Annotated in this window: 12 protein-coding genes; 6 read left to right on the top strand and 6 right to left on the bottom strand. The window is 72.4% G+C overall.

The features are described from left to right. Nucleotides 1–7 precede the first annotated feature (7 nt). From ACFWW9_RS23450 to ACFWW9_RS23430, 5 genes are all read left to right on the top strand, one after another. Nucleotides 8–808 (top strand): dihydrodipicolinate synthase family protein, encoded by an 801-nt coding sequence (locus ACFWW9_RS23450; RefSeq protein WP_390381630.1) that lies wholly within the window; start codon nt 8–10, stop codon nt 806–808. Continuing rightward, nucleotides 805–1,638 (top strand): iron-containing redox enzyme family protein, encoded by an 834-nt coding sequence (locus ACFWW9_RS23445; protein WP_390381627.1) that lies wholly within the window; start codon nt 805–807, stop codon nt 1,636–1,638. Before ACFWW9_RS23450 ends, ACFWW9_RS23445 begins: the two co-directional genes overlap by 4 nt. Then, the gene (locus ACFWW9_RS23440) at nt 1,635–1,931 is read left to right on the top strand and encodes a Rieske (2Fe-2S) protein (RefSeq protein WP_390381624.1); all 297 of its coding nucleotides are present in this window, start codon (nt 1,635–1,637) and stop codon (nt 1,929–1,931) included. The genes ACFWW9_RS23445 and ACFWW9_RS23440 overlap by 4 nt, the downstream gene beginning before the upstream one ends. 73 nt (nt 1,932–2,004) lie before the next feature. Then, entirely contained in the window at nt 2,005–3,414 is a 1,410-nt protein-coding gene (locus tag ACFWW9_RS23435) for a purine-cytosine permease family protein (RefSeq protein ID WP_390381621.1), read from the top strand. Then, nucleotides 3,407–4,114 (top strand): DsbA family protein, encoded by a 708-nt coding sequence (locus ACFWW9_RS23430; RefSeq protein WP_390381619.1) that lies wholly within the window; start codon nt 3,407–3,409, stop codon nt 4,112–4,114. Before ACFWW9_RS23435 ends, ACFWW9_RS23430 begins: the two co-directional genes overlap by 8 nt. A 209-nt stretch (nt 4,115–4,323) precedes the next feature. On the opposite strand, the gene hisB is transcribed toward ACFWW9_RS23430, so the two are convergent. The 3 genes from hisB to hisD are packed head-to-tail and all read right to left on the bottom strand — an operon-like array spanning nt 4,324 to nt 7,336. Beyond that, a complete protein-coding gene (hisB, locus tag ACFWW9_RS23425) occupies nt 4,324–4,923 on the bottom strand; it encodes an imidazoleglycerol-phosphate dehydratase HisB (RefSeq protein ID WP_390381616.1) in 600 nt (199 codons plus the stop codon). After that, nucleotides 4,920–6,023, bottom strand: coding sequence for a histidinol-phosphate transaminase (locus ACFWW9_RS23420; RefSeq protein WP_390381613.1), 1,104 nt, complete (start codon nt 6,021–6,023; stop codon nt 4,920–4,922). Before ACFWW9_RS23420 ends, hisB begins: the two co-directional genes overlap by 4 nt. Continuing rightward, on the bottom strand, nt 6,020–7,336 hold the full coding sequence (gene hisD / locus ACFWW9_RS23415) for a histidinol dehydrogenase (protein WP_390381610.1): 1,317 nt from the start codon (nt 7,334–7,336) through the stop codon (nt 6,020–6,022). Before hisD ends, ACFWW9_RS23420 begins: the two co-directional genes overlap by 4 nt. 156 nt (nt 7,337–7,492) lie before the next feature. Between hisD and ACFWW9_RS23410 the strand changes: the two genes are divergently transcribed. Next, the gene (locus tag ACFWW9_RS23410) at nt 7,493–8,779 is read left to right on the top strand and encodes a M14 family metallopeptidase (RefSeq protein ID WP_390381607.1); all 1,287 of its coding nucleotides are present in this window, start codon (nt 7,493–7,495) and stop codon (nt 8,777–8,779) included. Here the strand turns inward: ACFWW9_RS23410 and ACFWW9_RS23405 are convergent. The 3 genes from ACFWW9_RS23405 to ACFWW9_RS23395 are packed head-to-tail and all read right to left on the bottom strand — an operon-like array spanning nt 8,760 to nt 12,230. Beyond that, complete coding sequence (locus ACFWW9_RS23405) at nt 8,760–9,965, bottom strand: aminotransferase class V-fold PLP-dependent enzyme (protein ID WP_390381604.1); 1,206 nt, start codon at nt 9,963–9,965, stop codon at nt 8,760–8,762. The two genes, ACFWW9_RS23410 and ACFWW9_RS23405, sit on opposite strands and share 20 nt — an antisense overlap. Then, the gene (locus ACFWW9_RS23400) at nt 9,950–11,524 is read right to left on the bottom strand and encodes an ABC transporter substrate-binding protein (RefSeq protein WP_390381601.1); all 1,575 of its coding nucleotides are present in this window, start codon (nt 11,522–11,524) and stop codon (nt 9,950–9,952) included. The genes ACFWW9_RS23405 and ACFWW9_RS23400 overlap by 16 nt, the downstream gene beginning before the upstream one ends. A gap of 34 nt (nt 11,525–11,558) precedes the next feature. Further along, nucleotides 11,559–12,230 carry a DUF2848 domain-containing protein gene (locus ACFWW9_RS23395; RefSeq protein ID WP_390381598.1) on the bottom strand — a complete coding sequence of 224 codons (672 nt, stop codon included), beginning with the start codon at nt 12,228–12,230 and terminating at the stop codon, nt 11,559–11,561. Nucleotides 12,231–12,246: the final 16 nt, after the last annotated feature.

Here is a 12,246-nt window from a genome sequence, read left to right as displayed (position 1 = left end):
GACGGAAATGGCCTACAACGGAGCGATCGTGCCGCTCGTGACGCCGCTCGACGCGGGCGGCGCGGTGTCGGAGTCCAGTGTGGACACCCTGATCGGGTCGCTGGGCGACGAGGTCACGGCGCTGATGCCGACGCTGAGCACCGGCGAGGGCTGGAAGCTCTCGCCGGACCAGTGGTCGGCGATGGTGGCCGCCACCAGGAAGCACTCGCGCGGACTGCCCGTGCTGTCCGGCATCCAGCTCCCGACCACCGACGAGGTGATCGAGCGGGCCCGCCTCGCGGTCGACCTCGGGGTGGACGCGATCGTGGTGACCACGCCGTACGGCGTCGACGTCACGCAGGACGCGATCGTCGAGCACTTCCGCCGGATCCGCGAGGCGATCGGCGTCGGCGTCTTCCTCTACAACGAGGAGGCCGTGTCCGGCAACCGGATCGAGCTCGACACCCTGCTGCGGATCTGCAAGCTGCCCGGCATCGTCGGCATCAAGGAGTCCAGCGGCGACGCGGCCTTCACCACCGCGATGACCCAGGCCGGCACCGGGATCCCGGTGTTCGAGGGCTGGGAGAACCTGCTGGTCGACGTGCGCGGCGTGGCCGGGTTCATCGGACCGCTGGTGAACCTGGAGCCGGGCCTGGTCACCGCCGCGCTGGCCGACCCCACGCCCGAGCGGCAGGACGCCATCAACGCCGCGTGCGAGAAGTACGGGCTGTTCACCGACGAGTGGTACCGGCCGCTGAAGGCGGAACTGGTCCGCCGGGGCGTGATCGAGACCGACCTGGTCGTGCCGGAATCGGTGGTGCCGGCATGACCTCCCAGCTGGTGGACACGGAGCTGCGCACCCTCTACCGGCTCAACCGGTCCGTGCCCGACGTCGAGGGCTACCGGACCATCCTCGCGCTGGAGCACAAGCACTTCGCCGCTCGGGCCGCGGAGATCGAGGCGAACGCCCCGCACTTCGCGACCCGCGGCGACCTCGTGCGGGCGCTGGCCGAGAAGCTGGCGGACGAGGAGGCCAACCCGAGCGAGAGCGACCTGTTCATCGCCGAGCAGGCGACCCTGGAGCAGTTCAAGGAGATCGTCTCGCAGTTCGCGGTCGACGGGATGATCGAGTCGCAGTCGCTGCTCGCGATCATCCCCCGGCTGCCGGGCCGGTCGCGGATGGCCGTGCTGCGGGTGCTGATCGACGAGTTCGGCTGCGGCAACGACGACCAGGAGCACGCGGGGCTCTACACCGGGCTGCTGGCCGAGCTGGGCCTGCCGACCGACCTGGAGCACCACGTGGCGCGGGCGGAGGACGGCGTGCTCGCGTTCGTCGGCCTCTTCTACTGGCTGGCCGCGCGGGCCCCGGAGCCCGACTACTTCCTCGGCGCCTACTCGTACTTCGAGTCGAGCGTGCTGTACGCGTTCCGCAGCTTCGCCGCGGCGAGCAAGCGGCTGGGCGTCCGGCACGACCGGTACTACACCGAGCACCTCTACATCGACGCCTTCCACAGCAAGCAGATGCAGGCCGCGATCCGCGACCTGGACGTGGAGCGCGGCGTCGACCTGCGGAAGGTGTGGACCGGCGTCGAGCTGACCAGCGCGGTCGTGGCGGAGGCCGTGGACGCGGTGGTCGCCAGGGCGAGGAGCGTCCGGTGAGCGCCGGGCGCACGAACGCCGTGCTGCGCCAGCTCAACGCCGACCTGCTGCTCGTGGAGGTCGGCGAGCACAAGTTCCTCACCCAGGCCGAGTGCCCGCACCGCAAGGGCAGGCTGCTGTTCGGCTACGTGAACGACCGCAGGCTGCGCATCACCTGCCCGCTGCACCACTCCACCTTCGACCTGACGACCGGCGACCAGGTCGCCGGACCGCCGTGCGGCTCGCTCAAGGTGACCGTGCTGGAGGGCCCGGCGCCCTACCCGGTCCCCGCCGAGGTCGCGGAGGCCGTCTGACCCGCCCGCCGGCCACGACTCTCCCCGCGTGGCCGGCGGGCTCCCCCCTCGACCCGACCAGGAGCCGCCGCTCATGTCCTTGTCCGTCGAAAGCCCCGACCTGGGTGAGATAGCCAAGCCCGACGGCGAACTCGTCGCCGTCGAGGACCGCACCTCCACCCCGCGCGAGTTCCTCTGGATCTGGCACTCCGCGCAGTTCTCGTTCGGCGTCGTCGTGCTCGGCTCGGTGCCGGTCAGCTTCGGCCTCGGCTGGTGGGGCAGCGTCACGTCCGCCCTGCTGGGCCTGCTGCTCGGCACGCTCGTCTTCGCCCCCCTCGCCCGGTTCGGCATGCGGACCGGCGCCACCGACGCCGTGTCCAGCGCCGCGCACTTCGGCGTGCGCGGCCGGGTGGTCACCAACGTCATCACGCTGTGCGTGGCCATCGGCTTCTTCGCCATCGCCGTGTGGACCGGCGGCACCGCCGTGCTCGTGGCGGGCCAGCGGATGTTCGGCACCCCGTCCGGCACCGGCGCGCTGGCGGCGGTGATCCCGGTCGTCGCCCTCGCGGTGGTGCTGGTCGCCGTGTTCGGCCTGCGCGCGCTGATGGCGACCTACAAGGCGGTCACGGTGATCGGCGGCCTGGTCCTGCTGGGCCTCGTGGTCGCGCTGCTGCCCGGCTTCGACCCCGGTGTCACCGGCACCCCGCTGCTCGGGGGCTTCTGGCCCACGTGGGCGCTGGGCGTGTCGTTCGGCGTCACCGTGCCCATCACCTACGCCACCCTCCAGGGCGACTACTCGCGGCACCTCAGGCCCGGCACGACCGACCGGAGCGCGGTCGGCTGGAACGGCCTGGCGATGTTCCTCAGCAACGCCATCGCGCTCGTCGTGGGGATCATGGCGACGACCATGTTCGCCGACCCGTCCGTGCCGTGGGTGATCGCGCTGACCGACGTCGTGCCGCCGTGGTTCGTCGCGTTCGTGGTCGTGTTCGGCTTCTTCGGCACGATCCCGCAGGGCGCGCTGTGCGTGTACGCCGCCGGTCTGACGGCGAACTCGGTGGCGCGCAAGGCCTCCCGCGTGACCTGCACGGTCGCGATGGCGGCCGTGGGCGTCGGCGTGCTGTACGTCGGCGCCATCGCCTACGACGCGATCGGCTCCATCTCCACGTTCATCCTCTTCCTGCTCGCGCTCATCGCGCCGTGGTCGGCGATCATGCTCGTCGGCTTCGCCCAGCGGGGTGGCCGGTACGCACCGGACGAACTCCTCGGCCCCGGCCGCTACTGGTTCACCGCGGGGGTCAACCTCCGCGCGGTGGCGGCGTTCCTGCCCGCCGTGGTCCTGGGCCTGCTGCTCGCGGCGAACCCGGTCTACACCGGTCCGCTCGCCGGGATCGCGGGCGGTGTCGACCTGAGCTGCGTGGTGCCGTTCGTCGTGGCGGGCGCGGGCTACTTCCTGCTGTGCAAGGCCTTCCCCGAACGCGACGCGGAGGTGCCCCGTGGCTGACGACCGCCGGCTGCCGACCAGCCCCGACACCCTCGTGGTCTTCAGCGACCTGAACTGCTCCTTCGCCCACCTCGGCGTGCACCGGCTGCACGAGTCGCGGGCGAGGCTCGGCCTGGTGGGCAAGCTCTGGTTCGACCACCGCGCGTTCCCGCTGGAGCTGTTCAACCGCGAGGTCAACCAGCGCCCCGGCGTCGACTCCGAGATCGCCACCGTGGGCGCGCTCGAACCGGACGCGGGCTGGCGGCTGTGGCAGGGCCCGGACTGGACCTACCCGGTCACGATGCTGCCGCCGTTGGAGGCCGTGCAGGCGGCGAAGGCCCAGTCCTGGCAGGCGAGCGAGGAACTGGACCGCGCGCTGCGGCGGGCGTTCTGGGCGGACGGCCGGTGCATCTCGCTGCGGCACGAGATCCTCGACGTCGCCGCGAAGACCGGCGTCGTGGACGTGACCGCGCTGGCCGAGGCGCTCGACGACGGCCGGGCCAGGGCGGCGGTGATGGCCCAGTTCGCCGCGGCCGAGAACGACCGCGTCAATTGCAGTCCGCACGTCTTCCTGGCCGACGGCACGAACGCGGCCAACCCCGGCGTCGACGTCTCGTGGGTCAACGGCGGCTTCGGCGTCGGCTTCCCGGTCATCGCCAAGGACGACCCGACCGCCTACGAGCCGCTGCTGCGCCGCGCGGCGGAACTCGCGGGCGTCTAAGGGCTGGAGCGGGCCCCGCCGGGGCCGCCCCCCGGCCGGGGGGGCGGCCCCCCCACAGAGCAGCCACGCCCCCCCCCCCCCCCCCGCCCCCCCCCCGCAAAAGCCGAGCACGACCGCCACGGCCTTGGCCGTCTTCCACGTGCTGTACACGCCACCGAGCAGGAAGCCCGCGAGGGCCAGCAGCCCGATGCCGACGTACTCCTTCGGCATTACAGGACGCCCTTGGTGGACGGCACGCCCACCACCCGCGGGTCCGGCTCGACGGCCGCGCGCAGCGCCCGCGCGACGGCCTTGAACTCGGCCTCGGTGATGTGGTGCGGGTCGCGGCCGTACTCGACGCGGACGTGCAGCGCGATCTGCGCGTGGAACGCCAGCGAGTCGAACACGTGCCGGTTCAGCACGAACGGGTAGTTGTTGCCGATCGTGAACGTGTTGAACTGCTCCGGTTCCCCGATGTGCACGCAGTACGGGCGGCCCGAGACATCGACCGCCGCGTGCGCGAGGGTCTCGTCCATCGGGATCCAGCAGTCGCCGAAGCGGCGGATGCCCTTCTTGTCCCCCAACGCCTCCCGCAGCGCCTGGCCGAGCACGATCGCGACGTCCTCGACGCTGTGGTGCGCGTCGATGTGCACGTCGCCGGTCGCGCGGACCTTGAGGTCGAAGCTCCCGTGCACGCCAAACGCGGTGAGCATGTGGTCGTAGAACGGCACCCCGGTGTCGATCTCGACCTGGCCGGTGCCGTCGAGGTCGATCTCGACGTACACCGACGACTCGCTGGTGGCGCGCTCCACCTTGCCGACCCGACTCACCGACGAACCTCCTTGCTCGCCGCGAGGAAGGCGTCGTTCTCCTCGGGCGTTCCGATGGTGACCCGCAGGTGCCCTGCGATGCCGACGTCCCTGATCAGGACGCCACGCTCCAAATAGGACCGCCAGGTCGCGTGGGCGTCCTCGAACCAGCCGAACAGCAGGAAGTTCGAGTCGCTCTCGACGACCCGGAAACCCAGTCCCGCCAACGACTCCGCGACCCGGTCGCGTTCGGCGGCCAGCCTCGCCACCGACCCGAGCGTCTCGGCGGCGTGCCGCAGCGAGGCGCGGGCGGCGGCCTGCGTCAGCGCCGACAGGTGGTACGGCAGCCGCACGAGCAGCAGCGCGTCGACCACGGCGGGCGCGGCGGCCAGGTAGCCCAGCCGTCCACCCGCGAAGGCGAACGCCTTGCTCATGGTGCGGCTGACGATCAGCTTCGCCGGGAACTCCTCGATCAGCTCCACGGCGCTGCGGCGCGGCGAGAACTCCGCGTACGCCTCGTCCACGACGACCACGCCGGGGGCCGCCGCGATCAGGTCGCGCAGCTCCGACGGCGGCACGCTCTGGCCGGTCGGGTTGTTCGGGCTGGTCACGAACACCACGTCCGGCTGCCGCTCGGCCACGATCTCGGCGGCCCGCTCGGTGTCCAGCGAGAAGTCCTCACGGCGGGGCGTGGGCGACCACTCGGTGCGGGTGCCCGCGGCGATGATCGGGTGCATCGAGTACGACGGCTCGAACCCCAGCGCCGTGCGGCCGGGGCCGCCGAACGCCTGGAGGATCTGCTGGAGGATCTCGTTCGACCCGTTGGCGGCCCACAGGTTCCGCTCGGTCAGCGGCACGCCGGTCGCGTCCGCGAGGTACGCCGCGAGGTCCGACCGCAGCGCGAGCGCGTCGCGGTCCGGGTACCGGTGCAGCTCGCTCGCGATCTCGGCGACCGCCGCCACCACGTCCGCCACCAGCGCGGGCGTGGGCGGGTACGGGTTCTCGTTGGTGTTGAGCCGGACCGGCACCTCCAACTGCGGAGCGCCGTACGGCGTGCGCCCCCGCAGGTCTTCCCGCAGCGGCAGGTCCGACAGCTCCACGCGCTCGCCGACCGGCTTCATCGGGCGAACCTCGCCCTCACGGCCTGGCCGTGCGCGGGCAGGTCCTCGGCGTTGGCCAGGGCCACGACGTGGTCCGCCACCTCGCGCAGCGCGTCCTCGGAGTAGTCGATCACGTGGATGCCGCGCAGGAACGTCTGCACCGACAGCCCGGACGAGTGCCGGGCGCAGCCGCCCGTGGGCAGCACGTGGTTGGAGCCCGCGCAGTAGTCGCCCAGCGACACCGGCGAGTGCGGGCCGACGAAGACCGCGCCAGCGGACCGGACCCGTGCCGCGACGGCGGAGGCGTCGGCCGTCTGGATCTCCAGGTGCTCGGCCGCGTAGGCGTTCACCACCCGCAGCCCGTCGTCCACAGAGGACACCAGCACGGTGCCGGACTGCTTGCCGCCCAACGCCGTCCGCACCCGCTCGTGGTGCTTGGTCGCCTTCACCTGGCGCTCCAGCTCGGCGTCCACGGCGTCGGCCAGCTCGACCGAGTCGGTCACCAGCACGCTCGCGGCGGCCGGGTCGTGCTCGGCCTGGCTGATCAGGTCGGCGGCCACGTGCACCGGGTCGGCCGTCGCGTCCGCGAGGACCGCGATCTCCGTCGTGCCGGCTTCGGCGTCGATGCCGATCAGGCCGCGCAGCATCCGCTTGGCGGCCGTGACGTACAGGTTGCCGGGCCCGGTCACCAGGTCGACGGGCTCCAGCACGGCGCCGTCGGTGTCCACGCCGCCGTAGGCGAGCAGCGCCACGGCCTGCGCGCCGCCGACGGCCCACACCTCGTCCACGCCGAGCAGCGCGGCGGCGGCCAGGATCGTCGGGTGCGGAAGTCCACCGAACTCGGCCTGCGGGGGCGAGCAGACGACCATCGCCTCCACGCCCGCCTCCTGCGCGGGGACGACGTTCATCACGACGCTGGACGCCAGCACGGCGAGTCCGCCGGGCGCGTAGAGGCCGACGCGGGCGACGGGCACCCAGCGCTCGGTCACCGTGCCGCCGGGCACGACCTGGACCGTCTTGTCGGTCCGGCGCTGCTCGGCGTGCACCTTGCGGGCCCGTTCGATCGACACATCGAGGGCGGCGCGCACGGCCGGGTCGAGGCCGTCGAGGGCCTTGGCGATCTCGTCGGCGGGCACCCGCACGGACGTCGGCCGCACCTTGTCGAAGCGCTCGCCGAACTCCAGCGCGGCCTCGGCACCGCGCTCGCGCACCGCCTCGACCAGCGGCCGGACCTGATGCAGCACCGCGTCCACGTCCACCTCGGCACGCGGGAGGACCGCGCGGAGTTCGGTCGGTGACGGGACACTGCCTCGCAGGTCGGTGCGGTTGAGCATGACCCTCAGCCTAGGCGAAGCGGAATTGTGTCAACTGTCAGCCCGGTGCGGAGCAGGGCGTACCCCGCAAACGGCGCTATCTGGACAACCCGGACCGCGCCACCCTCGAACAGCACCACTCCGTCGCAAACCCCTGCTGATGATGGAGAGACGCCCATGTTCGCGAAACGACGTGGCCTTGTCGCGTTAGCCTGCCTGGCCCTGATAGCCGCGGCGGCCCCGGTGGCCGCCGAAACCACCCCCGTGCACTCCCAGCGCACGGTCTACGAGGTCACCGCCGCCGACGCGGTGGCGCGCACCAAGGTCGCCCGCACCGGTGTCGACGTGCTCGGCATGGACGGCGACAAGCTGACCGTGATCGCCGAGCCGTCGCAGCTGCGCGCCCTGCGCTCCACCGGCCTCGCGGTGAAGTCGAAGGGCGACGCCGACGAGCAGCTCGCCCAGCTGGGCAAGGCCGAGATCGGCACGCTGGACTTCCCGTCCGGCTACACCGGCTACCACAACTACGCCGAGACGACGGCCGAGCTGAACCAGACCGTCGCCGACCACCCGACGCTGGCGCGGTTGCAGACGATCGGCACGTCCTACCAGGGCCGGTCCCTGTACGCGCTGAAGATCAGCAACAACCCCTCGGCCGACCAGGCGAAGCCGGAGGTGCTGTTCACCTGCAACCAGCACGCCCGCGAGCACCTGACCGTCGAGATGTGCCTGCACATCATCCAGCGCCTGACCGACGGCTACGCCACCAACACCGCCATCAAGGCGCTGGTGGACAGCCGGGAGATCTGGGTCGTGCCGAGCGTGAACCCGGACGGCGCGGAGTACGACATCGCGGCGGGCACGCTGCGCGGGTGGCGGAAGAACCGGCAGCCGAACTCGACGTCCACCGGCACCGACCCGAACCGCAACTGGGGCTACCAGTGGGGCTGCTGCGGCGGGTCCAGCGGCACCGGGTCGAGCGAGACCTACCGCGGCCCGAGCGCGTTCTCCGCGCCGGAGACCCAGCGGGTGCGCGACTTCGTGAACTCGCGGGTCGTCGGGGGCGTGCAGCAGATCAAGGCGCACATCGACTGGCACACCTACTCCGAGCTGATCCTGTGGCCCTACGGCTACACCTACAACGACACCGCGACCGGCCTCAACGCCGACCAGGCCAACGCCTTCGCGACGCTCGGGCGGCAGATGGCCAGCCGCAACGGGTACACGCCGCAGCAGTCCAGCGACCTGTACATCACCGACGGCGGCATCAACGACTGGATGTGGGCCACGCACAAGATCTGGAGCTACACCTTCGAGATGTACCCGAAGTCGGGCACGGGCCTGAACGGCTTCTACCCGCGCGACACGGCCATCGCCGCGCAGGTGACCCGCAACGACACCGCCGTGGACCTGTTCCTCGGCTACGCGGACTGCGTGCCGCGGGTCATCGGCCAATCCTGCTGACGGCCGCGACCGCCTGATCGACCTGCTCGGGCGAGACGAAGTAGTGCGGGGACGCCCGCACCACTTCGTCGAGCCCGCGCTTGGCCATGTCGATCCTGGTCGAGCTGACGAAGCTGGCCGTCACGGTCACGCCCACCTCGGCCAGCCGGTCCCGCACCTCGGGGGCGGCGACCCCGTCGACGGTGAACGTGACCAGGCCGCACTGCCGCTCGCCCAGGTCGCGGACCCGGACGCCGGGCAGGTCCGCGAGACCGGCGCGCAAGCGCTTGGCGCGGTCGCCGACCTCGGCCGCGATGGTGTCCAGTCCGACGCCGAGCGCGTACCGGGCGGCCTCGACCAGCCCGAGCCTGGCGGCGACCGAGGACTCCCACAGCTCGAACACCCGCGCGTCCTCGCGCAGCGCGTAGGTCGTCGGCGACGTCCACTCGCCGCTGCGCAGGTCGACCAGCCTCGGCCGCAGCAGCGGCAGCACCTCGCGGCGCACGGCCAGCACACCGGTGCCGCGGGGCCCGCGCAGCCACTTGCGGCCGGTGCCGGACAGCATGTCGACGCCCAGGTCGCGCAGCCCCACGGGGAACTGGCCGATCGACTGGCAGGCGTCCAGCAGCACCAGCGCGCCCACCTCGTGCGCGGCGGCGGCGATCTCGGCGACCGGGTTCACCAGCCCGCCGTTGGTCGGCACGTGCACCACCGACACCAGCCTGACCCGCTCGTCCAGCAGCTCGCGCAGCGCGGCCACGTCGACCTGCCCGTGCGCGTCGGACGGCACGGTCTCGATCGTCGCGCCGGTCTCCTCCGCGCGCCGCAGCAGCGGCACGGCGTTGCCCGCGTACTCGACCTCGGTGATCAGCACCCGGTCGCCCTCGGCGAGCGGCACGGCGTCGAACGCGCCCAGCCACGACCGGGTCGCGCTGTCGCTGAACGCGATCTCGTCGGCGTCCGCGCCGAGCAGCTCGGCCAGCACGCCGTAGCCCGCCTCCAAGTCGTCGGCGCGTTCGGCCGCGGCCCGGTACCCGCCGACCTCGGCCTCGCGGCGCAGGTGGTCGAGCTGGACGTCCAGCACCGGCGTCGGCGGGAGCGAGGAGCCCGCGCTGTCCAGGAACACCTGGTCGAGCGCGGCGGGGGTGTCTCGATGGATGTCGATCGAGAACTGCGTCCGATCACCGCTGGTCACTTCGGCGTCCACTTCTGGAGGTTCCACCACGGGCCCCACGACAGGCCGCCGTGGACGGACGGGTCGACCACCTGCTGGTAGCCGGTCCAGTTCTCCCGCACCACGTAGGTGTGCGAGACGAAGGCGAGGGTCACCAGGCCGGGCGCGGCGAGGTACGCGCGCTGGAACTGCACGTACGCGGCCGCGCGCTGGGCCGGGTCGAGCAGCGTGCGGCCCGCGTCCAGTGCCGCGTCCACCTCGGGGTTCGAGTAGCCGGCGGGGTTGGCGGCCGCGCCGGTGTGCAACATCCCGTACAGCGCCTGGTCGGGGTCGAACGGGTCACCCTCGCCGCCGAGGACGGCGTCCTTGGCCAGCCGCGGCACGATGGCCTCGCGGCTGAGCCCGGCGAGCTGCACGTCGACGCCGACGGCCCTGGCGTCGGCGGCGAACGCGGTCGCCAGGTCGCTGCGGACCACGTCGCCGGTCGGGTACATGAGGGTGAACGAGGCGGTCACGCCGTTGCGGGCCCGCAGCCCGTCCGCGCCCTTGACCCACCCGGCCTGGTCGAGCAGGAAGTCGGCCTGCGCCTTGTCGTAGCGGAACGTCGCGTCCGGGTCGACGAACTCGGGCAGCGCGGCGGGCACGGGGGTGCTCGCGGCCGTGCCCTTGCCCGCGAGCAGGGTGTCGATCATCCCCTGCCGGTTGACGGCGGAGTTGAGCGCGAGCCGCATGGCCGGGTCGCCGGTGACCGGGTTGGCCGTGGGCAGCGTGATGGCGCGCAGGTCGGCGGTGCTGTGGTCGAGCACGCGCATCCCGGTGGTCTGGGCGAACTTCGCGGCCAGCCGCGGCGGCAGGTCGGTGCCGTCCAGCTCGCCCTTCTCCATCCGCTGCGCCCTGGTGTTGTCGTCCGGGACGAACACCACCGTGACCTTCTTGATCTTGGGTGCGCCCTCCAGGTGCTCGGGGTTCGCCTCCAGGACCATCTTGTCGCCCTTGGTCCACTCGGTCAGCCGGTACGGGCCGGTGCCGACGGGCCGGGTGTTGACCGGGCTGGTCGCCAGCGGTCCCCCGGCGGCCAGCGCCTCGCTGGGCAGGATGCCGAGGACGAGCAGGTCCGGGAACGGCGCGTAGGGCTTCGACAGCGTGAACCGGACGTCCTGCGCGTCCAGCTGCTCGACGCCGGTGAGCATCGCGAACTTCGACCGCACCGTCGCCCCGGAGGCCGGGTCGAGCAGCGCCCGGTAGGTCGCCACGACGTCCTCCGCGCCGAAGGTGGTGCCGTCGGTGAACTTCACGTCGGTGCGCAGCTTCACCGTCCAGGACAGGCCGTCCGCGGCGGGCCGGGGGGCCTCGGCGGCGAGCTGCGGCCGCAGCGTGCGGTCCGCGCGGTGCTCCACCAGCCCGTCGAAGATCTTGGAGACGCCCTCGGAGCCGTAGCCCAGCAACGGGTTGAGCGTCGCGGGCTCGGTGGCGTCGGCGAGCACGATCGAGCTGTTGTCCTTCGTGCCTTCCGCGCTGGGCGTGGTCGTGCCGGTGCACGCGGAGGCGGCGACGGCGGCCACGAGCAGGACGGGGGGCAACAGGAAGCGCACGACACCCGACCCTAGTGCGTGCGCTCCGCCGCCGTCAGCCGATCGCCACCGGCAGTGGGCGCACGGCGTAGGCGCACTCGATGGTGTCGCCGGTCGCGGGGTCGCACAGCGCCACCCGCCACTCCCGCGCGAACTGGTTCACGCCCTCGCGCATCGGGATGGTGCCGGAGAGCAGCACCGTGCCGGGCCGGAGCAGGTCACGGGCCCGCAGCACGTCGAGCCAGTAGGCGGGCGCGAGCAGTTCGGCGAGCGTGCCGACCTGGATCTCCACGCCGTCGGCCCACGCGGTCAGCTCGACCTGGTCGATCCGGTCGGCCACGTCCGCGAGCCGCCACGCCTTCCGCCCGAGCACGTCGGGCCCGGCCTGCTTGCTCCACGCCACGCCGTGCACCTCCAGCGCCCGGTCGGTGTGGTCGCAGGCGACGGTGAGGAGCACGTCGTCGTCGGTCACGACCAGCGCCCACTCGGCCTCGCCGGAGGTCCGGTCGTGCTGCGCGGGCACCTCGTCGGTCTGCTGCGCGAGGTAGGGCGCGACCGGGTAGAGGCTCGGGGTCTCGCTCGGCGCGGGAACGCCCAGTTCGGCGAGTTCCCGCACGTGGGCGGCCACGTCGTCCTGGCTGCGGCCCGCGTAGCCGCCGTTGAGCAGGGTCGTGACGGTCACCGCGACGGTGCTGCCGTCGGGGAGGTCGAATCGCAGATCTGCCATGCCGCTCCTTGCGCAT

The organism is Umezawaea sp. NPDC059074, assembly GCF_042738955.1.
In the GTDB taxonomy this organism is placed as follows: Bacteria; Actinomycetota; Actinomycetes; order Mycobacteriales; family Pseudonocardiaceae; genus Umezawaea.
This window is presented reverse-complemented; position numbering and strand designations above follow the sequence as displayed.

What these genes read in the sequence shown, in the direction of transcription:
- ACFWW9_RS23450 (WP_390381630.1), top strand. Translation starts at nt 8, where the DNA reads ATGGCCTACAACGGAGCGATCGTGCCGCTCGTGACGCCGCTCGACGCG.
- ACFWW9_RS23445 (WP_390381627.1), top strand. Translation starts at nt 805, where the DNA reads ATGACCTCCCAGCTGGTGGACACGGAGCTGCGCACCCTCTACCGGCTC.
- ACFWW9_RS23435 (WP_390381621.1), top strand. Translation starts at nt 2,005, where the DNA reads ATGTCCTTGTCCGTCGAAAGCCCCGACCTGGGTGAGATAGCCAAGCCC.
- ACFWW9_RS23420 (WP_390381613.1), bottom strand. Translation starts at nt 6,023, where the DNA reads ATGAAGCCGGTCGGCGAGCGCGTGGAGCTGTCGGACCTGCCGCTGCGG.
- hisD (WP_390381610.1), bottom strand. Translation starts at nt 7,336, where the DNA reads ATGCTCAACCGCACCGACCTGCGAGGCAGTGTCCCGTCACCGACCGAA.
- ACFWW9_RS23410 (WP_390381607.1), top strand. Translation starts at nt 7,493, where the DNA reads ATGTTCGCGAAACGACGTGGCCTTGTCGCGTTAGCCTGCCTGGCCCTG.
- ACFWW9_RS23395 (WP_390381598.1), bottom strand. Translation starts at nt 12,230, where the DNA reads ATGGCAGATCTGCGATTCGACCTCCCCGACGGCAGCACCGTCGCGGTG.